Source organism: Ignavibacteriales bacterium (genome assembly GCA_016214905.1).
Classification (GTDB): domain Bacteria; phylum Bacteroidota; class Ignavibacteria; order UBA10030; family SZUA-254; genus PNNN01.
The window spans coordinates 180,240-199,724 of sequence record JACRMQ010000007.1; the positions used below are offsets into that span (position 1 = coordinate 180,240).

A 19,485-nucleotide genomic window follows, 5' to 3' on the forward strand; every position below is an offset into this window, starting at 1 on the left:
GGTTACCTTTTAGATTTATTACGAGCTTTGCTAACAATAGCGCCGAGAATTCTTTTAATCTCATCAGCTTCAGAGATCATTTCATTTAGAGAAAATTGTTCGATAAATTTTATTGCATCAATCATCCTCAACCAATAATGAGTTTCTCTGGCTTCGCTAAGTGCAATATTCATTTTATAAGTAAAAACATCTTTAGTATATCCAGATTCGGCTTCTTCAACGTTGGCGCCGATAGAAGTTCCAGATCGAAGCAATTGTTTGCCAAGTACGTATCCTTCTCTTGATTGTGGAAGTTTCGAAGTTAGGTTTACTATTTTAACTCCAAAATTAAAAGTTCTTTCAACAATATCCTGATACATAATCCCTCCAATATTTTTTAATTTCGCATTTTAAATTTTGCATTGATTAAAGTTTATCAAGTTCTTCTTCCAACAACTGCTTTTCATACAGATCGGCATATATTCCTCCGACTGCAACAAGTTCTTCGTGATTTCCGCGTTCTACGATTTCTCCGTTGTTCAGCACAATAATCAAATCCGCATCCTTCACTGTTGATATACGGTGGCTGATAATAATACTTGTGCGGTCCTTCATGACAGTGCGAAGACGCTTGAGAATTTCCTCTTCAGTATAAGTATCTACCGCGGATAGTGCGTCATCAAGAATTAATATTTTCGGATTACGCATAACTGCGCGGGCAATGCTGGCGCGCTGTTTTTGTCCGCCTGAGAGAGTGATTCCGCGTTCACCAAGCATTGTTTCAAATCCGTTTGGAAAATCTTTTACATCCTTAGCTATTTGAGATACCTCTGCTGCATTAAAAATATTCTCCATTAATCCATTACTCCATTTTCCATCCTTATCTACTTCATCTTCTAAAATCCCATACGATATATTTTCTTTCAATGTATCAGAGAAAAGAAACGTTTCCTGCTGAACATAACCTATATTTGACCTGAGAACTTCAAGCGGGATTTTTTTAATGCTGATTCCGTCGATTAGAAGATCACCTGCTGTCACATCATATAACCGCGGGATAAGATTTATGAGTGTCGATTTACCGGAGCCGGTATGTCCGACTATTGCCACTGTAGAACCGCCGGGGATTTTAAGGTTGATGTTTTTTAGAACGGGTGTTTCGGAGTTTTTATGCGTAAAAAAGATGTTCTTGAATTCAATGTTCCCTTGAATTTCTTTCACTGAATAATCTGTGCGGTTTGAATCCTGAATCTCTGGTTCCGCATCCATAATCTTAATCAATCTTCCCATCGAAGCGGCACCCTGCTGGAGAAGATTTGTAACCCAGCCGAATGCAATCATGGGCCAAATCAGAAGCGTAAGGTATCCGAAAAATGCGGTGAGAGTGCCAATTGACATTTCACCGTTGATGACTTTCAAACCGCCGACATAAACAATAATAACCAACGAAGAGCCGACGAGTAAAAACATGAGGGGCCAGAGTATCGATTGAATTTTTGCCAGCACAAGATTCTTCTTGAGATATTCGAAGCTCAGTTTTTTGAACCGGTCAATTTCATACGCTTCCCGATCATATGCTTTCACTATGCGTATGCCGGATAAATTTTCCTGCGCACGGGTTGTGAGGAGCGAGAATTGTTCCTGACGTTCTTCAAATTTTTTATGGATTTGTTTCCCCAATTTGTAAACCGCAAACGAAACAAGCGGCATCGGAATTAGAGCGTATAAAGTTAGCTGCCAGTTGGTTAGGAACATCATGATAAGAACCATTGAGAGCGTCATAAACGTGTCACTCGGATACATGATGCCGGGACCGACAACATTACGCACCGAGCCGATATCGTTTGTGGCATGCGCCATTAAGTCGCCCGTTGGTGTATTCTGATAATATGACAGCGAAAGTTTCTGGATATGTTTTAGGAAATCGTTCCGCAGATCGAACTCGATATGGCGTGAGACTACGATTATTGTTTGACGAGTAAGGTATGTGAAAATTCCGGCAATAAGATTTAGAGCTACCAATGCAACGGCGTATAAAAGAATTCCCATTCCATCGATGTTCTTGGTTTCAATACCGATCTTCAATTTATCGATCGCGTTCCCTACGATCTGTGGCTGAAAAACGGTAAAGACGTTGCTCATCACTACCGTGAGGAGTCCCCACAGTAAAGTGCGTTTGTATTTTTTAAGATATGGAAGTAATCGGAGTAATGATTTCATATAGTTCTGATGTGCGACTCACGTTCAAACAGAGGCAGTAGTTAGACGTGAGTCGCACTTTACAAGATACGAAACTATAACATTAAATTCTTGAAACGGGTTTCAACCGGCTCATCTTAGAAACCGAATGCGATAACAATTTACAATAACACTTGTTTGATAAATTCAGCGTCAACGTTACCACCGCTGATCACCGCAGCGATCTTCTTTTTATGCAACCCGGATAGATTCTTCATAACAGCCGCCGGAGCTACGGCTCCTGTTGGCTCGACGAGAATTTTCATCCGTTCAAGATAGAATTTCATCATCGGGTAAATGTCTTCGTCTTTGATCGTGATAACATCATCAACATACTTCATTATGATTTCGAAGTTGTGTTTACCGACTGAAAGCGTTCTCATTCCATCCGCAATAGTATTAACAGATGGAAGTTTGATTAGTTTCTTAGCACGGAAAGATTGGTAACAATCGTTGGCTCCTTCGGTTTCAACGCCGATTACTTTAATTCCCGGACAGAAATGTTTTGCTGCAATCGAGCAGCCGGATATCAATCCTCCACCTCCTATAGGAACAAAAAGATAATCAAGCTCTTTCACGTCCTGAAAGATTTCTAATCCAACCGTCCCCTGTCCGGCAATCAACCTCTCATCATCATAAGGATGGATGAGCGTGTAACCGAACTTGTCGATGTACTCCTGTGTCATTTTTTCACGGTCATCAGTGGATAATCCACAAAACACTATCTCAGCACCATAATTTTTTGTGGCCTCAACTTTACTTTTCACCGAGTTGTGGGGCATAACAATTACGGCTTTGATGCCGAATAATTTAGAAGCCAGCGCGACTCCCTGCCCATGATTTCCGGATGAATGAGCTATTACACCTCTTCTTTGCTCCGCATCGGTTAGTAAGGCAATTTTATTGTATGCACCACGAAACTTAAACGCACCGATACGCTGAAAATTTTCCGCTTTGAAATAAACCTCGTTGCCGACCATCTCGTTGAACTTACGCGAAGAGAGAAGTGGGGTTTTGTGAACCACCGGTTTAAGAATCCTGTAAGCTGATTCAATGTCGGAGAAATTTATCATTTATCCATTTAACAATATATTTGATAGAAAACACGGGCTTTCAAAAAGAGTCAGACCTTTCGTTGCCACAAACAAAGATGGCATCCGTCCGGCGTGGTAAACATTGCGAACCAGCCCATGTTTTGAACTTTTGATTTCTTAATTATTACGGTTCCACCGGCTTTTTCAACTCTTTTCAGAATTGCGTTAATCTCTTTAACCTCGACATAAACATTAACCTGATTTGTTTTTGGCATTTTCTTAACTTTAAAAAACCCGCCGTTCGGTTTCATGCCTGCTTTGAAAAGAACATATTCAATTTTTGGTACGTCTTGAAATGTCCAACCGAATACGTAACCAAAAAATGTCTTAGCGATTTCAAAGTTCGTTGTGGGTATTTCTATATGTCCGATATGATTCATGATATTTCCTTTATGCTTTCTCAATTTGTTGTGATAAGTAATTCTGAATTCCTATCTGCTTAATTTGATCGAGTTGTGCTTCTAACCAGTCGATGTGATTTTCTTCGTCAACCAAGATGGCTTCCAGCATTTCGCGTGTGCCATTATCGCCCAAAGAAACCGCGAGCTTGATATCGTTGTTGTAATCTTTGATAGCGCCACTTTCGGCATTCCAATCGCTTTTAAATTGTTGTCCAACATCCGCGCCTATTGACATTTTATTAGGCTTACTTACAACAGGTGTGCCTTCTAAGAATAAAATTCGGGCAATAAGTTTTTCGGCGTGCTTCATTTCTTCGATAGCGCGCTTCTCGATTGTGTGATGCAATTTTTCGTAACCCCAGTTTGCACACATTTCTGAATGTACTATGTATTGATTGATAGCTGTTAACTCATCGGCAAGTCTGTCGTTGAGCATGTTTATTATTTTTGTGTTTCCCTTCATGATGATTCTCCTTTATTATTAAATTGATAAAACTATTTTCCCAAAAATATTTCGATCTTCCATTCTTTTGTGTGCCTCGGACGCTTTCTCTAGTGGAAAATCAGAGTCAATAACAGGTTTAAGCCGATTATTTCCATTGTTATTTCTGAAGAATTTCAAAACCTCTATCATTTCGCGTTTCGTTCCCATAAATGAGCCAAAGATCGATAAATGTTTTGCAAAAACGTAACGGATATCAACTTTTGCAAGATAATTATCGGTCGAGCCGCAGGTAACAAGTTTACCTCCTTTGGCGAGAACCGGAATACTCTTTTCGAAAATTTCTCCGCCCGTATGTTCGAATACGATATCAACACCTCGCTTACCCGTTAGCTTCTTAATTTCTTCTGCAAAATCTTTTTCTTTATAATTGATTATTTCATCGGCGCCAAGTTCTTTGGCTTTGATCAATTTATCTTCTGTGCCGGCAGTTGTTATTACATGCGCACCAAAAAGTTTCGCAATTTGAATCCCCGCCGAACCAACGCCGCTTCCTGCCGCATGAATAAGTACCGTATCTCCCGGTTTAATTTTTGTCAAACCAACGAGCATATGCCACGCAGTCAAAAATACTAACGGTATCGCTGCGGCTTGGTTGAAATCTAAATCGTCCGGAATCGGAAGAACATTTGTCGCGGGAAGTTTTATAAACTCGGAATATGTTCCATCTTCTTTTGTGCCGAGCACATGATATGTTCTGCATAAATTATCCGATCCACCTAAACACATATCGCAATGGCCGCATGAAATTCCGGGAGAAATTAATACTTTGTCTCCAACCTTCAGAAAGTCAACCGAGCTTCCAACTTCCGCAATGATCCCGGCGCCGTCTGACCCGGGGATGTGAGGAAGAGGTATACTTTTTTCTCTGTCACCGCTTCGCACAAAGAGATCAAGGTGATTTAACGCGGCTGCTTTCATTTGAAGAAGGACATCGTTAGATCCAATTAATGGTTTTGGTGCTTCTTCCAATTTCAAAACATCTGCATCGCCAAACTTGTGGAAACGTATCGCTTTCATAATCTTTCTTTCGATTGAAACTTTCACTTTGAAAGATAACGAAAAGGAATCTCATCTTCAATCTTATCGGGTTTGCTGCTCATACCTACCACTTAGTGCTCTCTACCCTCTGCTCTAAGCTCTTATCTGATAGTTTGCATCTAACTTCTCATTTCGCTAATTTCATAAATAATATAGTATTATCAACATTCTCAAGAATCAACAGGAGAGTTCATGGATTTAAAAAAGAGTTTGACTCAACTCCGAGAAGGTTTTCACCCGACATTTTGGGTAGCGAATGGAATGGAGTTGTTCGAGCGGCTTGCTTATTACGGTCAGCAAATCGTTTTTATGATTTACATGCGAAACCAGCTCGGCTTCACGGAAGCACAAGCCGGACAGCTTTCGGGACTTTTCGGCGGATTGATTTATCTGCTGCCGATTTTAGGCGGAACGTTGGCAGATAAGTGGGGATTTCGTAGGGCTTTTAATGTTGCCTTTTCGATTTTAGCACTCGGATATTTTTTAATCGGCTCTGTTGGCATGAGCGCTTTCGCCGGTGTATACAGCGGATTCGATCATTATTGGTTGGTAACTATATTTATTGTCTTTACTGCGTTCGGCGGTTCATTTATAAAACCTTCGGTTCTTGGAACTGTTGCGGTAACTTCAACAGAAGAAACCAAGTCTTTAGGGTATGCGGTTTATTATTGGCTCGTGAATGCCGGCGCCATGATTGGACCTACAATTGCTTATTTCGTCAGAGATAGTTTTGGAAATGAATTTGTTTATATGGTTTCCGCGGTAAGTTGTTTGGCGATGATGTTTGTCAATATGATCTTGTACAAAGAGGTCAAGAGTAAAAAAACAGAAGTGGTAGAATCGCTTGGTAAAAAATTTGCCAATCTCTTTGTGGTGCTCGCCAATTTTAAATTTATGATTTTACTTTTAATATACTCTCTTTATTGGATTATCTTCTGGCAGGAATTTATCATCATCCCGTACTACATAACCGATTTCATCAGCGCGACCGCTCCATACGAAATTATACAATCGTGGGCCGGCGCGGGTGCAATTATATTGTTGCAGATTCCGGTCAACCGATTCACAAAAAATCTTCCCACAAGAAAAGCGCTGCTCGTTGGATTTGCCATGTCGAGTTTGATGTGGATTATAATAGGTATTTTTCCGAGTATTCCGACAATTGCGGCAGGGATTGTTGCTTTCTCGATCGGAGAGATGATACAGGCGCCGCGATATTACGAATATATTTCCGAAATCGCTCCTCCGGGACAACAAGGATTGTTTCAGGGTTATGCATTTCTGCCGATCGCAATTGCCCGCTTCGTTGGCGACCCCATCGGCGGTTGGTTATATCAAAACTCAAAAGCATCCGGCAACATGAACCTTGTATGGGTTGGACTCATCGGAATCGGCGTGCTCGCAACTGTCTTGATGGCAATATATAATAAAGTTGTAACCGTGCAGGAAGCAAAACAAGCGTAAACAATTCACGAACTCATTGAACGTTTCAGATGTTATTATTGTATGAATAATAAAAACCAGAAGTCTGAATCACTCTCTGAGGTTCATCGCTCGGTTTCAATCCCGAAAAATGCAGGAACACTTAAACGTTTCTTAGCATTCATCGGTCCCGCATATCTGGTAAGCGTGGGATACATGGATCCGGGTAATTGGGCAACCGATCTTGAAGGCGGCGCACGGTTTGGTTACTCTTTGATATGGGTTTTGCTGATGTCGAATCTGATTGCCGTTTTATTGCAAACACTTTCGGCCAGATTAGGAATTGTTACAGGAAGAGATCTTGCGCAGGCGTGCCGCGAGAATTATCCGAAACCGGTCGCTTTCATCTTATGGGTGTTGTGCGAGATCGCGATTGCCGCCTGCGATCTTGCCGAAGTTCTTGGCACGGCTATCGGTTTGAATCTCTTATTGAATGTTCCGCTCCTGTATGGTGTTATCATCACCGGATTTGACACTATTTTATTTCTTGTCATTCAAAATTTCGGAATCAGAAAAGTTGAAGCGTTTATTGTTATGCTGATTTCAACTATCGGATTGTGTTTCGGTATTGAAATATTTTTAGCAGAGCCGGTGTGGGGAGAAGTTGCTAAAGGGTTTGTTCCCCACTTGACTTCAGAGAGTTTATATGTCGCAATCGGAATACTGGGTGCAACAGTGATGCCGCATAATTTATATCTTCATTCTGCGCTCGTTCAAACGCGCGCCGTATGCGAAACCGATGAATGTAAAAAGCAGGCATGCCGGTGGAATCTACTCGATACATCAATCGCGCTCAATGCCGCGTTCTTTGTGAATGCTGCAATTCTTATTGTTGCCGCTTCGGTTTTCTACAAAAACGGAATTGTTGTAACAGAAATCCAGCAAGCCCATCATTTGCTTACACCGTTGCTCGGAACAACAATTGCCAGTACCCTTTTTGCGCTTGCTCTTCTTTCTGCCGGACAAAGCTCAACACTTACCGGTACACTCGCGGGACAAATTGTAATGGAAGGATTTTTGCAATTCAAAATGCGTCCTGTAATCCGCCGGCTTATTACACGGATACTTGCAATTGTTCCGGCTGTAATTGTGCTAACAGTTAAAGGTGATGAGGGATCGTACGGACTTCTTATTCTCAGTCAGGTTATTCTGAGTTTACAACTTCCGTTCGCCGTTGTTCCGCTGATTCATTTTACAAGCGATAAAGTAAAGATGAAACAATTCGCAAACAAGAAATGGGTTTTAATTCTTGCCTGGACCGCGGCGGTAGTCATTATAGCACTTAATGCGCGGTTGGTCTATGGTGTTTTATCGGGATGGATTGAAACGGCGGGAAGTAATGCGATTTGGATTTGGATTACGGTCATACCCATTATTATCGGCTGTGCCGGTTTACTTTTGTATATAACGTTTCCGAAATTATGGAGAAAAAGGAGAGAGGTTGCCATGCCAATTCCATCGCTTTCACTTTCACATCAAACATACAATAAAATTGGCGTTGCTTTAGATTTCGGAGGAATGGAAGAAACGGTGCTCTCTCACGCGCAATCTATTGCGCAGCATCATAACGCCGCTATTTATCTTTTCCATGTTGTTGAAGGAGTAAGTGGACAACTTTTTGGGAAAGAAGCATTTGACGATGAAGCGCGAAGCGACAAAGAACATATTGAAAATATTTCAGAACAACTGAGAACATTCGGTTTTGAAGTTCACACTCATCTTGGATTCGGTAACGTTCCTAAACAACTCGTCAAGCTTGCGAACGAAACACAAATCGATTTACTCATTATGGGCGGTCACCGCCACAGCGGTTTGAAAGATTTAATCTTCGGAACAACCGTTCCCAAAGTCAGACACGAATTGAAGATACCGGTTTTGGTAGTTTAGAGCTCACGCTTATCGCTGGCAACTACGCTGCTACTCGCTTGCTCTTCCTTCGCTTAATGTTTTCTCGTAATTATCCTTGAAACGTTTCACTCCGTTGAATATTGCCTCGCCTAAGCGCTGCTGTCCTTTTGCGCTCTTCAATATTTTTTCATCATGCTTATTGGAAAGATATCCAGTTTCTACAAGAACATTCGGCATCGATGCGCCAACCAAAACGTAAAACCCAGCTTGCTTCACTCCGTTGTTCGGCAAATCGAGGTGTTTCCCCATTTCCTCTGTAAGAATTTCGGCAAATTGCTCACTGTATTTTACGTATGCACTTTGCGCCATCGTCAGAAGGATATAATTTTCCTCCGTTAATCGCTGGTACCGTTTTTCATATCCTTGCTCTAATTTCACAACCTCATTTTCTTTTTCTGCAATACGGAGAGCATTTTCCGTTTTGCCCGGTCTGAGAAGATAAATCTCAAATCCCGTTTCCGTACTTTTCTTTCGGGGCATCGAATTGCAGTGAATGCTAATAAACAACTTTCCGCCGGTTTGATTCGCAATCTGTCCGCGACGGTACAATTCCACGAATGTATCCGTTTTTCTGGTATAAACAACATCAACACCGGGAAGATTTTTTTCAATCAAAGCGCCCAGCTTTAAAGCAATTGGAAGCGTGATATCTTTTTCCCGCGTTCCGCCTCTGCTTATGGCTCCGGGATCGTCTCCGCCGTGCCCCGCATCTATCACAACAACGTCTAATTTCCATTTCTCGCGCTCGCGTTGAAGTTCACGTTCATAATTCCTCGCCAAACGCGCATCTGCCTGTTCGGTTGAGAGAGTTTGAATCGCAATCAGTATGTCTGTTCCGTTTTCAGCTACCATCGGCTCGGCACTATTTATCTGTCCCTTTAATCTGATCGTTATTTGAACGGATGTCGGATACTGAAACGCCAAAATTTGTTTTACGATTCCGGATGTTACGATATTCTTGATTTTATTTATATCGGCTTTTACATTCGCAATGGTGATGTAAAGCCATGTATCGTTACCAATTTGTTTGGGCCAGCATTCATAGTCGCTTGGTTTGATTTTATTCTCGATTCTAATGAGCAGCCCGTTAGATTTTTCCTCAAATTGAATTCCCGTAATATCGAAATATGATTTTTGTACCTGCTCGCCGATTATGATTTTATTTTTTTGAAACGCAATTTCTTCAGAGATGGCAATTTTTAAAAGAGGAATAAAATATTCTAAAGGTGCAAAAAAAGATCCAGCGGCAAAAATAATATTCACCGGAAGCTGGTGAAGATTGGCGTTTTCTTTATTGTCTACAATCACCACGAATGAATTTCCGGCGGTTACACGTATTGTTATTTCATTGTTTCTTAGTTCTAACTTTTTTGAATTCTGATTTGTGTAAATCCGCAGATTTAACACATAACCTAGATCGTTCAGCGACCCGTATGTGATATCATTTTTGATGAATGAGCCGATTTGAGTATTACGAGATTTGTTTTGGATGTATTCTATCGGAACAGAATTCTGTGCCGATGCTATGGCTATAAAAACAAAAATCGATAATATAATTTTATTCAACATTTTATCGTTATCTGTAATTTACAAACTGAATTGCAAATTTTAAATCTGCCTGCCAAAGCATGCTCATTATCGACTGCAAATCATCTTTACTCTTTCCGCTTACACGCACCTGATCGTCCATTATCTGCGACTGTACCTTAAGTTTTGTTTCCTTGATCATCTTGACGATCAACCGGGCGTTATCTTTATCGATGCCGTTTTGCAGTTTAATCGTTTGTTTAACCAAACCGCCTGCCGTCGGCTCAACCTGACTGTAAGTCAACGCCTTCAAAGGAATGCTTCGCTTCACAAATTTTGACTGGAGAATATCAACCACCGCCTTCATTCTAAAGTCGTCGTCGGAAATAAGAGTAATATCGTGCTCTTTTTGATTCAGCTCAATAGATGATTTTGATCCTTTGAAATCGTAACGCTGGATGATCTCTTTCTTTGCCTGATTGATTGCGTTATCCACTTCCTGCATATCTACTTTTGAAACAATATCGAACGATCTTGTGTCGGCCATGGTTAAGTCTTTCAAAAAATAAGAATAATATCAGATTGAAAAAAACGATTTTAATAAAATCGAAATCAATTTCAATCTCGGAAAACTTGTCAAAGCATCGAACCGGTTGTGAATTTCCTGCCCGGTATTTTTATTTTTTGTTATGATGATAACGGATAATGGATGTTTCATTTTGGTTGTTAGTTATTAGTTTTTGGTCATTGGTTAAATGCCGTCTATTTTAGACTCTCTTTAATTATTATATTTCGTTTCTTTAATTCTTCTATTAAAGGTTGAACGGGCACACATTGTTCCGGTGGCAAAACACCACGATCTTTGATTGTTCCATTGACGATCATCTGAGCAATAATTGATGTCGGGAACGAAGTTGTGCGCATCATCGAGGAAATTTTCGTTTTCTCATCGAAGTAATCGATCATTTCATATGTTAATGTTCTTTGTTCTTTGTTCTTTGTTCCTTGTATCCAGACACGCATCAAAATTAAATCATGTCCGCTTGATGGAAGTTTCTTCTTCAATAATTCCTGAAATAATTCCCGCGCAGTTTTTACCGAGTTACCAACCATCAGCGGCTCGGAACTTGCGAAGCCAAGATCAAGCAAGGTTTTAAACTTTTCGCAATGTCCTTTATACCTGATTGTTTTATAATCGAGCGTTTTAACTTTACCGTTGAACATGTTTGTTAAAGTAGAAATACCGCCCGAAGTGTTAAATGCCTGGACTTTGCCAAATGGCTGCGGAAATTCAATCTCCTCCAGATCATCCATTGAAGAAACTTTTTGTGGTTTACCATTCCGAATCACTTCCGCCGGTTCAAGGTATTCGTTGATTAATCCTTCAACAGAAAAAACAATCTGGTAGTTTAACGGAGGAACGGGATGTTGCGGCAAACCGCCGACACGAAGATGAATTTCGTCGACCGCATCAAAATATTTCGCACCGCCTGCGCCAAGTATGGCGGCAAGTCCGGGAGCGAGACCACAATTTGGAATTATCAAAACCCCCGCTGCTTTTGCTTTCTCGTGCAAGTCCATTTGTCTGTAAACAACATCCATGTTGCCGCCGAGATCGCAGAAATGTTTTCCGGTTTCAATAGCTGCTTTCGTTAACAACAGGTTATGGTTGTAAGATGTCGCCCCGCAAACAACATCGACTTGCTCCATTACATAAACAACATCGTCGTGGGAATTTACATCGAGCTTAACCGGCGTTACATTTGCTCCAATTGTTTTTGCCGCGCTCTCGGCTCTGTCGAAATCGATATCGGCAAGATATACTTTCTCGACTCCGCTTGAATGAGCGAGGTCATAAGCCAACGCGCTTCCCATCATTCCCGCGCCAATCACCAATGCTTTCATATAAATCTATTGGTTGTGAGTGGTGAGTTTCTATATTTCATCCTTCGTCCTTCATCATTCATCCTTTATTTAAGTATTTGTCCCGTTTCCATGCACCAAAACAGTAAATCCAATTCATCCATTGGAATATGGATCCGTTTAGAAAACTTCCGAAATTTTTCCTCGATTTGCAAATAATTCTTCGGCGTCAAAGTTTTGGGCAATTCATGAATAACCCCAAGTTTGAGAAGATTTCTGAGAATATGACGGTCAAGTATCGCCAAATTACGATGACCGATATTTCGCAGAAAATGCGACGCTTCTTTCCATCCCAAACCTTTCACATTCTTTACTAACCACAATCGTAACTCTTCACTCGAATTGTTTTCCGAAATTTGTGTAGAGATTGCCGGGAATTGTTCTTTAACCGCAATTAAGTATCTAGATTTATTTTTATGAAAACGGATGTAGCAATCTGTTCTCCGCAGGATCGGCTCGGGATAGATATCTTTCGATTTGAATTTGTTTGACTTCAAAAGTGAAATTACCTTGTCGGCGTTTACCGCGCTAGACTGTGGAGTAAGCAAACAATAGGCAAACTCATAGAAATATTCCGACTTCGGCACAACAGAAAAATCATTTAATCGTTTTCGGATATCAGATTTCAGATTTCGATAATTCGATTTGAGTTCCGATAGTTTAAGAGGGGGAATATTTTTTTTCATGATGGATGCTTAATATGACTTAACTTTTCAATCACGTTTTTGTTTCCCTCCAGTATATCATAATCTGATAGTTCGGAAATTGGAACCCACCCGTAAGATTCAAAAACATTATTAATGATCTCACCTGAATATGATGTTACTATGTAATAAAAGAGATTGAACGTTCCACTATCGCTGTAAGCATATTCTTGGCGGTGATACAATTGCCCGACAACCGCGTCAATTCCTAATTCTTCTTTTAGTTCTCGGTATAAACATTCTTCCATAGTTTCGCCTGCGATGACTTTTCCGCCGGGGAATTCCCACTTAAGCGAATAAGGCATATGCGGTTTGCGCTGACAAAGAAGTATCTCTGAGTTATTTCTGATAATAATACCAACTGCCACTTTAATCATAAAAAAAGATACACAAACATGCAGGGAAATACAAAGATTGATTAAATAAAAAATTATTGTTAAGTTTCTTCACGCTCAATCAATATATTTATACAATGCCCATAAAAATGAAAACGACACAATGAAAACAAGACAAGATATTATAAGAGAATATAAAGACCGTAAAAAACCGGCAGGAATATTTCAGGTAAAGAATACCGCTAACGGTAAATTTCTTTTAGGAAGCAGTTTAAATCTTGAAGGTCCGTTAAACAGTCACAAGTTCATGCTTACCATTGGGAGTCATCGTAATGAAGCGTTACAGAAAGATTGGAATGAATTTGGCGGAGATAAATTTGTTTTTGAAATACTTGAGGTAGTTAAAGTAAAAGACGATCCGGATTTCAGTATTGCAGATGAACTTACATTGCTCGAGCAAATCTGGATCGAGAAGCTTCAACCATTCGGAGAACGCGGATATAATAACGAACCAAAAATCCGCCAGGCTTGACTTAACAATGTATTATCAAGCCTGAAGCCTCTTTGTTTTCCCACCCACATCCAACATCAAAGATCTCATATCGTAATTAAATTTTTCTGTTGGATTTATTTTCCAGAATCGTTACATTTAATTCCACAAAAGTTTTGAAAGAAATTCATGGCTCACGTAACAAATCCTCAAGCTGAAGAAATATTAGACAAAGAATTCAAATGCCTTAACGCCGGCTTTGTGCGGCTGGTAGATTATATGGGGGGCGACGAATCGATTGTTCAAGCCGCCCGTGTATCGTACGGCAAAGGAACAAAGAGTGTTAACGAGGATAGAATTCTTCTTCGGTATCTGATGCGCCATATGCATACAACGCCGTTTGAAATGGTAGAATTAAAATTTCACGTAAAGCTGCCGATTTTTGTCGCGCGGCAATGGATCCGCCACCGCACGGCAAATGTGAATGAACTTTCAGGACGTTATTCTATCATGAAAGATGAGTTCTACATTCCTTCTGCCGATACCGTAAAGAAACAAAGTGTAAACAACAAACAGGGGCGGTCCGACGAAGAAATCTCACCCGAGCTGCAACAAAAGATTTTGAATATTCTCCTCCAAGATCAACAAACTTCATATAATCATTATGAAGAATTATTAAGCGATAACATTGCTCGCGAGCTGGCACGCGTTAATCTGCCTCTTTCGCTATATACAGAATGGTACTGGAAAATTGATCTGCACAACCTTTTGCATTTTCTTCATTTGCGTATGGATAAACATGCTCAATTTGAAATCCGTATATACGCCGAAACGATAGGTGAGATTGTGAGGTATGTCGCTCCAATGGCATGGGAAGCATTTGAAGATTATGTTTTCTACGGCGAACGATTTTCAAGAGCAGAACTAAAAGCTATTGCTGAAAATCTTGATATTCAGAAGATCACGAAAGAATATTTAGAAAAGTATAATCTAAAAGGTTTAGAGGCAGATGAGTTTTTAGAGAAGCTCAAGAAATTGAAGATGTAGAATCCCTGCCTGCTGCAGGCAGGCGTTCCTCATTTATCCATCTTGCGTAGAATGGACAATTCTGGAATGTCCGATTTAAGAATCGGACTCTACGCGCCTCATTTTTTTTATTTCCCCGCGACGTTTTTTTGAAATCAATCGCTTTTCTTTTCCTGCGAAAGAAATTTTTGTCTTAATCCTTTTCTTCTTTGGTTTCAACGCTTTCTGAAGTAGCTCGATAAATTTTCGAACAGTATCTTCTTTGTTTTTCCACTGACTGCGAGATTCTTGAGAAACAATGTGCAAGATTCCATCCAAATCAATTTGGTTTTTTAAATTATGCAGGATTACAGTTCGCTGATGATCGGATAACGACGTAGAGCTTGCGACATTGAAGAGTAATTCTACTTTTGTCTCTACTTTGTTTACATTCTGTCCGCCCTTACCGCCGCTTCGGGCAAACTTGAAACGTAACTCGGTGAGTGGAATTTCCAAATGTGCGTTGATATAAATCTTATCCACCATCTCTAAAATAATATGCTGTTTGAATTCTCAAATACTAACACACTAAAATACTCAAATACTTAAACAGTTCAAACCTTGCATTTTCTATCAATCTTTGGTAAGTTGAATTACCCTGCTGTGCCGTTAGTTTTATTGTTCCGACGGGATTGCGGGGTGAGGTGTTTTCTGACCTCCGGAACGATCCATTAATTGATGTTAGATGTTCGATATTTGATAATTGAATTTTATGGAAGAAGTTAAAAAAGAAATATTTCAATCAGATAAATTTAAAAGCTTCAGAGAAAATATTGAGAAGCTTAAACCGGGAGAAATATTGAAAGTAGAAGGAGTTGGCGGATCGCTTCTTGCATTTCAAGCATCTTTTGTGTTCGAAGATTCTCGGAAACAGATTTTGTTGATCGCATCCGATGAAGATCGGTCTGAAAAATTACGCGACGACTGCGCACTTCTATTGGGCGAGCATTACGTTCGGTATTTCGGTGCTCGTCCGATGCATCAGGCGCAGATGCTCGATGTCTCTTCTTCAATCTCACAGATAGAAACATTGAAAGCGCTGACAACGGGAGAACGATTTCTTGTAATTGCATCGCCCAATTCGATAGTTGAAAAATTACCACCCCGTGAAAGATTCACCGATACAATTTTCGAAATAGAAGCAAATCGTACTTACAATTTCCAGAAATTTATTGACCGGCTGGATCAAACCGGATTTGAACGCAAAAACTTTGTTGAAAGTTACGGCGATTATGCCGTGCGGGGGGGCATTATTGATGTCTTTCCATACGTCGGTGAAAATCCAGTCCGCTTCGAGTTTTGGGGAGACGCGGTAGAATCGATTCGGGAGTTCGATGTTTTATCGCAGCGTTCTATCCGTGAATTGAAATCGGCGAGCATCGTTCCGAAGCTAACCGCGGATAACACGGATAATGCACAGATAAACACAGATTCATTATTCGATTACCTTGCCAAAGACGTTATTGTGATTCTTGATGAACCTGAAATCATCAAAAGAGAAATAGAAGAGTTGATCCGCGAAAATGTGGAAAACATTTTTACATATGAAGAGATCATAAAGAAAGCCACTGCATTTCCCATCATCATCAATTCTTTCTTCAATGAAATAACTCATAACTTTCAACCGACACGGGCGGTCAAGCAACTCACAACTCTTAACACTCTCGACTTTAACTCTGTCTCCCAGCCATCGTTCAACGGTAGCGTTAATCTGCTGATCGATCATATCGCGAAACTTGAGAACGAACGATATAAAATATTTCTTTCAAGCGATACTAAAGAAGAAGCTGAAAGATTGAAGGAGCTTATTGATGAGGCGGTAACAAATCCTGAAAAGATAGAAGATCGGAAGTTACGAAATTGGGAAGCGACTCGTTCCGCACATCTCACATCTCAAATTTGTCCAGTGTTTCTTACTGAAACTATTCACTCCGGATTTATATCTCATGATTCAAAAATTGCGGTTTTCACCGAACATGAGATTTTCGGACGTTTAAAAAAACGCGGGCTTACAAAACGGCGTCGCTTTAAGGGTTTTTCACACAAAGAATTGAAACAACTTAAAAACGGCGATTATGTTGTTCACGTAGATCATGGAATCGGAGAGTTTGCGGGGCTGACTAAAATAAAAGTCGGAGGCATTGAGCAGGAAGTAATGAAAGTTTTATTTCTTGAACAAGACACACTGTATGTGAACTTAAATTTTGTAAACCGCGTACAAAAATATTCTTCTCAGGAAGGTCATATTCCCAAACTTACAAAGTTGGGCGCGCCCGACTGGGAGCGGATGAAGGCAAAGGCAAAAAAACGGATCAAAGATATTGCACGCGAGTTGATTTCGCTTTACGCGAAACGGAAAAAAGAAAACGGAACCGCGTTCTCGCCCGATTCACACTGGCAAAAAGAGCTTGAAGCATCGTTTATGTACGAAGACACTGTTGATCAGGCAACGGCGACTCTTGATGTTAAACGAGATATGGAAAGTCCGTCACCTATGGATCGCCTCATCTGCGGTGATGTCGGTTTCGGTAAAACAGAAGTTGCGTTGCGTGCAACTTTCAAAGCGGTTATGGACGGCAAGCAGGTTGCGATTTTGGTTCCGACAACTATACTTGCCTTGCAACATTACAATACATTTGTCGATCGCTTGCAGCGTTACACAACAAGGGTTGAAAATCTGACACGATTCAAATCGAAAAAAGATCAGAACCGGATTATAGAAGAAATGAAAAAGGGTTCGGTCGATATCGTTATTGGAACTCATAGATTGCTTTCAAAGGATATTGGATTTAAAGATTTAGGATTGTTGATTATCGATGAAGAGCACAGGTTTGGTGTATCTGCAAAAGAAAAATTACGACAACTGAAAGCAAGCGTTGATACATTGGCGTTAACAGCGACTCCGATTCCTAGAACTCTTCATTTTTCTCTCATAGGCGCGCGTGATCTTTCGCTGATAAATACTCCACCGCGAAACCGCATACCAATCATTACAGAAATTATTCCCGCTTCCGATGGCAGAAGAACTCAGTGGCATATTATACGTGAAGCGATTTTAAAAGAACTTCATCGCGGCGGTCAAATTTATTTTGTGCACGACCGCGTGCAGAACATTGACGCAATTGCCGAGCAAGTGAAAACGCACATACCTGAAGCCCGCGTTCATGTTGCGCACGGACAAATGACGGGGCATCAGCTTGAAAAAACCATGCTAGATTTTCTTGAGAAAAAATATGATGTTCTTGTGGCAACCAAGATAATCGAGTCGGGACTCGATATTCCAAACGTCAACACGATCATCATCAACCGCGCAGACAGGTTTGGACTTGCCGAATTGTACCAGTTGCGTGGGCGGGTTGGGAGATCAAACGTTCAGGCATACGCGTATCTTCTGGTTCCCCCGATAAGCATTTTGCCGAAACATACGCTTCGCCGATTATCTGCAATCGAAGAATTTACCGAGCTTGGTTCTGGCTTTAATCTTGCAATGCGCGATTTGGAAATTCGGGGCGCGGGCAATCTCCTCGGCGCAGAGCAATCGGGGTTTATTATTGAGATGGGATTCGAAATGTATGAGAGAATTGTGCGCGAAACAGTTGATGAGCTGAAGCAAGAAGAATTCAGCGATGTTTTTAAAGCGGAAGAACCCACATCCCACATTCCGCATCCCCAATCGGTTGAATCAATCGTTGATGCTGATATTGATGCGCTGATCCCGGATTTTTATATCGAGAATGATGCCGAGCGGCTTGATATTTACCGCCGGCTTTATCAGGCAACATCCGATGAAGAATTAAAATCGATGCGCGAAGAACTGAAAGATCGGTTTGGAGAATCTCCCGAAGAAGTTGAAAACCTTATTCAACTTGTTGAAGTGCGATTATTGGCTTCGCGTGCAGGTTTCCCGAAAATTATGATCAAAGAGCAAACGCTTGCAATAACACTTCCCAATGAAACGAATAAACAATTTTACGGAGAGATCGGAGATGCTAATTCTCCGTTCCAGCGGTTGATAAAGAAAATCGCAAATGAAAAAAGAAAAGATATTAGGTTAAAACAAAACGAGAAAGAACTTACACTTCAATTTAATCTGGAAGCAATTAAAGAACCTGGCAAACGTATTAATGAAATTAAAATCAGAATAGGAGAAATTGCTAAGTTATCCGAATCGTGATATGGTTTGTTCCATGTTTCGGCGGGATATACATTGACATAACAAGAAAAAAATACCATAGGAGATAAAATGAAAGGAAATAAACTTAACATAAACGACCCGATACCGGAGTTCGAAAATCTTCCATGCGTCGATGGAAAAAAATATTCTTCTTCCGATTTCAACGATGCTAAGATTTTAATTATCGTTTTCTCATGCAACCATTGCCCGTATGTAAAAGCATACGAGGATAGAATGATTGCAGTGCAAAAAGATTACTCTGAACTTGGTGTTCGGTTTATTGCAATAAATTCGAACGATGAAAGAAACTATCCCGACGATAATTTTGATGAAATGGTTAAGCGGGCGAAGGCAAAGAGTTTCAATTTTAAATATCTTCGGGATGCAGACCAGCAAACCGCCGAAGCATTCGGTGCGACACACACACCGCAATTCTTTGTGTTCGACCAGAACAGAAAACTCCGATATTCAGGCAAGATGGACGATAACTGGGAAAATCCGAAAGCGGTAAAAGAAAATTATCTCCGCGACGCGTTGGAGGCGATACTTGTAAATAAAGATGTAAAAACTCCTGAAACGTTTTCCATCGGTTGTACAATTAAGTGGAAGACGTAATTAGTCT

Annotated in this window: 18 protein-coding genes; 6 read left to right on the forward strand and 12 right to left on the reverse strand. The window is 40.5% G+C overall.

Annotated features, from left to right (window positions below; all coding sequences use genetic code 11):
• Positions 1-2 precede the first annotated feature (2 nt).
• From HZB59_08005 to HZB59_08030, 6 genes are all read right to left on the reverse strand, one after another.
• On the reverse strand, positions 3-359 hold the full coding sequence (locus HZB59_08005; GenBank protein ID MBI5021362.1) for a four helix bundle protein: 357 nt from the start codon (positions 357-359) through the stop codon (positions 3-5).
• Between the two features lie 46 nt (positions 360-405).
• Positions 406-2,199, reverse strand: a complete 1,794-nt coding sequence (locus tag HZB59_08010) for an ABC transporter ATP-binding protein (protein MBI5021363.1) — start codon at positions 2,197-2,199, stop codon at positions 406-408.
• A gap of 140 nt (positions 2,200-2,339) precedes the next feature.
• Positions 2,340-3,290: a threonine/serine dehydratase gene (locus tag HZB59_08015; protein ID MBI5021364.1), complete on the reverse strand. Its 951-nt coding sequence runs from the start codon at positions 3,288-3,290 to the stop codon at positions 2,340-2,342.
• 50 nt (positions 3,291-3,340) lie between these two features.
• Complete coding sequence (locus HZB59_08020; GenBank protein ID MBI5021365.1) at positions 3,341-3,691, reverse strand: VOC family protein; 351 nt, start codon at positions 3,689-3,691, stop codon at positions 3,341-3,343.
• Positions 3,692-3,701: 10 nt separating this feature from the next.
• Positions 3,702-4,175, reverse strand: a complete 474-nt coding sequence (bfr, locus tag HZB59_08025; protein MBI5021366.1) for a bacterioferritin — start codon at positions 4,173-4,175, stop codon at positions 3,702-3,704.
• A gap of 18 nt (positions 4,176-4,193) precedes the next feature.
• Positions 4,194-5,234: a zinc-binding dehydrogenase gene (locus HZB59_08030; protein MBI5021367.1), complete on the reverse strand. Its 1,041-nt coding sequence runs from the start codon at positions 5,232-5,234 to the stop codon at positions 4,194-4,196.
• A gap of 213 nt (positions 5,235-5,447) precedes the next feature.
• Here HZB59_08030 and HZB59_08035 point away from each other — a divergent pair, with 213 nt between their 5' ends.
• Together HZB59_08035 and HZB59_08040 are read left to right on the forward strand one after the other, a co-directional pair.
• Positions 5,448-6,719: an MFS transporter gene (locus tag HZB59_08035; GenBank protein MBI5021368.1), complete on the forward strand. Its 1,272-nt coding sequence runs from the start codon at positions 5,448-5,450 to the stop codon at positions 6,717-6,719.
• A gap of 42 nt (positions 6,720-6,761) precedes the next feature.
• A complete protein-coding gene (locus tag HZB59_08040) occupies positions 6,762-8,624 on the forward strand; it encodes an Nramp family divalent metal transporter (GenBank protein ID MBI5021369.1) in 1,863 nt (620 codons plus the stop codon).
• Positions 8,625-8,654: 30 nt separating this feature from the next.
• On the opposite strand, the gene HZB59_08045 is transcribed toward HZB59_08040, so the two are convergent.
• The 5 genes from HZB59_08045 to mutT form a co-directional block, all read right to left on the reverse strand.
• Positions 8,655-10,214, reverse strand: coding sequence for an N-acetylmuramoyl-L-alanine amidase (locus HZB59_08045; GenBank protein MBI5021370.1), 1,560 nt, complete (start codon positions 10,212-10,214; stop codon positions 8,655-8,657).
• Between the two features lie 7 nt (positions 10,215-10,221).
• Positions 10,222-10,719 (reverse strand): YajQ family cyclic di-GMP-binding protein, encoded by a 498-nt coding sequence (locus HZB59_08050; GenBank protein ID MBI5021371.1) that lies wholly within the window; start codon positions 10,717-10,719, stop codon positions 10,222-10,224.
• Positions 10,720-10,934: 215 nt separating this feature from the next.
• Positions 10,935-12,077, reverse strand: coding sequence for a saccharopine dehydrogenase NADP-binding domain-containing protein (locus HZB59_08055; GenBank protein ID MBI5021372.1), 1,143 nt, complete (start codon positions 12,075-12,077; stop codon positions 10,935-10,937).
• 65 nt (positions 12,078-12,142) lie between these two features.
• Complete coding sequence (locus tag HZB59_08060; protein MBI5021373.1) at positions 12,143-12,781, reverse strand: N-glycosylase/DNA lyase; 639 nt, start codon at positions 12,779-12,781, stop codon at positions 12,143-12,145.
• Positions 12,778-13,176 (reverse strand): 8-oxo-dGTP diphosphatase MutT, encoded by a 399-nt coding sequence (gene mutT / locus HZB59_08065; protein MBI5021374.1) that lies wholly within the window; start codon positions 13,174-13,176, stop codon positions 12,778-12,780. The genes HZB59_08060 and mutT overlap by 4 nt, the downstream gene beginning before the upstream one ends.
• 121 nt (positions 13,177-13,297) lie before the next feature.
• On the opposite strand from mutT, the gene HZB59_08070 reads away from it, so the two are divergent.
• Together HZB59_08070 and HZB59_08075 are read left to right on the forward strand one after the other, a co-directional pair.
• Positions 13,298-13,666 (forward strand): GIY-YIG nuclease family protein, encoded by a 369-nt coding sequence (locus HZB59_08070; protein MBI5021375.1) that lies wholly within the window; start codon positions 13,298-13,300, stop codon positions 13,664-13,666.
• A gap of 147 nt (positions 13,667-13,813) precedes the next feature.
• Positions 13,814-14,671, forward strand: a complete 858-nt coding sequence (locus tag HZB59_08075) for an FAD-dependent thymidylate synthase (GenBank protein MBI5021376.1) — start codon at positions 13,814-13,816, stop codon at positions 14,669-14,671.
• A 75-nt stretch (positions 14,672-14,746) separates the two neighbouring features.
• Here HZB59_08075 and arfB read toward each other — a convergent pair whose 3' ends face one another.
• The gene (arfB, locus tag HZB59_08080; GenBank protein ID MBI5021377.1) at positions 14,747-15,175 is read right to left on the reverse strand and encodes an aminoacyl-tRNA hydrolase; all 429 of its coding nucleotides are present in this window, start codon (positions 15,173-15,175) and stop codon (positions 14,747-14,749) included.
• A gap of 226 nt (positions 15,176-15,401) precedes the next feature.
• On the opposite strand from arfB, the gene mfd reads away from it, so the two are divergent.
• Together mfd and HZB59_08090 are read left to right on the forward strand one after the other, a co-directional pair.
• A complete protein-coding gene (mfd, locus tag HZB59_08085) occupies positions 15,402-18,863 on the forward strand; it encodes a transcription-repair coupling factor (GenBank protein MBI5021378.1) in 3,462 nt (1,153 codons plus the stop codon).
• A 69-nt stretch (positions 18,864-18,932) separates the two neighbouring features.
• Positions 18,933-19,478 carry a thioredoxin family protein gene (locus tag HZB59_08090; protein MBI5021379.1) on the forward strand — a complete coding sequence of 182 codons (546 nt, stop codon included), beginning with the start codon at positions 18,933-18,935 and terminating at the stop codon, positions 19,476-19,478.
• The last annotated feature ends 7 nt before the right edge of the window (positions 19,479-19,485 follow it).

What these genes read in the sequence shown, in the direction of transcription:
- bfr (MBI5021366.1), bottom strand. Translation starts at nt 4,175, where the DNA reads ATGAAGGGAAACACAAAAATAATAAACATGCTCAACGACAGACTTGCC.
- HZB59_08030 (MBI5021367.1), bottom strand. Translation starts at nt 5,234, where the DNA reads ATGAAAGCGATACGTTTCCACAAGTTTGGCGATGCAGATGTTTTGAAA.
- HZB59_08015 (MBI5021364.1), bottom strand. Translation starts at nt 3,290, where the DNA reads ATGATAAATTTCTCCGACATTGAATCAGCTTACAGGATTCTTAAACCG.
- HZB59_08050 (MBI5021371.1), bottom strand. Translation starts at nt 10,719, where the DNA reads ATGGCCGACACAAGATCGTTCGATATTGTTTCAAAAGTAGATATGCAG.
- HZB59_08090 (MBI5021379.1), top strand. Translation starts at nt 18,933, where the DNA reads ATGAAAGGAAATAAACTTAACATAAACGACCCGATACCGGAGTTCGAA.
- mfd (MBI5021378.1), top strand. Translation starts at nt 15,402, where the DNA reads ATGGAAGAAGTTAAAAAAGAAATATTTCAATCAGATAAATTTAAAAGC.
- HZB59_08070 (MBI5021375.1), top strand. Translation starts at nt 13,298, where the DNA reads ATGAAAACAAGACAAGATATTATAAGAGAATATAAAGACCGTAAAAAA.
- HZB59_08020 (MBI5021365.1), bottom strand. Translation starts at nt 3,691, where the DNA reads ATGAATCATATCGGACATATAGAAATACCCACAACGAACTTTGAAATC.
- HZB59_08045 (MBI5021370.1), bottom strand. Translation starts at nt 10,214, where the DNA reads ATGTTGAATAAAATTATATTATCGATTTTTGTTTTTATAGCCATAGCA.
- HZB59_08010 (MBI5021363.1), bottom strand. Translation starts at nt 2,199, where the DNA reads ATGAAATCATTACTCCGATTACTTCCATATCTTAAAAAATACAAACGC.
- HZB59_08055 (MBI5021372.1), bottom strand. Translation starts at nt 12,077, where the DNA reads ATGAAAGCATTGGTGATTGGCGCGGGAATGATGGGAAGCGCGTTGGCT.
- arfB (MBI5021377.1), bottom strand. Translation starts at nt 15,175, where the DNA reads ATGGTGGATAAGATTTATATCAACGCACATTTGGAAATTCCACTCACC.
- mutT (MBI5021374.1), bottom strand. Translation starts at nt 13,176, where the DNA reads ATGATTAAAGTGGCAGTTGGTATTATTATCAGAAATAACTCAGAGATA.
- HZB59_08075 (MBI5021376.1), top strand. Translation starts at nt 13,814, where the DNA reads ATGGCTCACGTAACAAATCCTCAAGCTGAAGAAATATTAGACAAAGAA.
- HZB59_08040 (MBI5021369.1), top strand. Translation starts at nt 6,762, where the DNA reads ATGAATAATAAAAACCAGAAGTCTGAATCACTCTCTGAGGTTCATCGC.
- HZB59_08005 (MBI5021362.1), bottom strand. Translation starts at nt 359, where the DNA reads ATGTATCAGGATATTGTTGAAAGAACTTTTAATTTTGGAGTTAAAATA.
- HZB59_08035 (MBI5021368.1), top strand. Translation starts at nt 5,448, where the DNA reads ATGGATTTAAAAAAGAGTTTGACTCAACTCCGAGAAGGTTTTCACCCG.
- HZB59_08060 (MBI5021373.1), bottom strand. Translation starts at nt 12,781, where the DNA reads ATGAAAAAAAATATTCCCCCTCTTAAACTATCGGAACTCAAATCGAAT.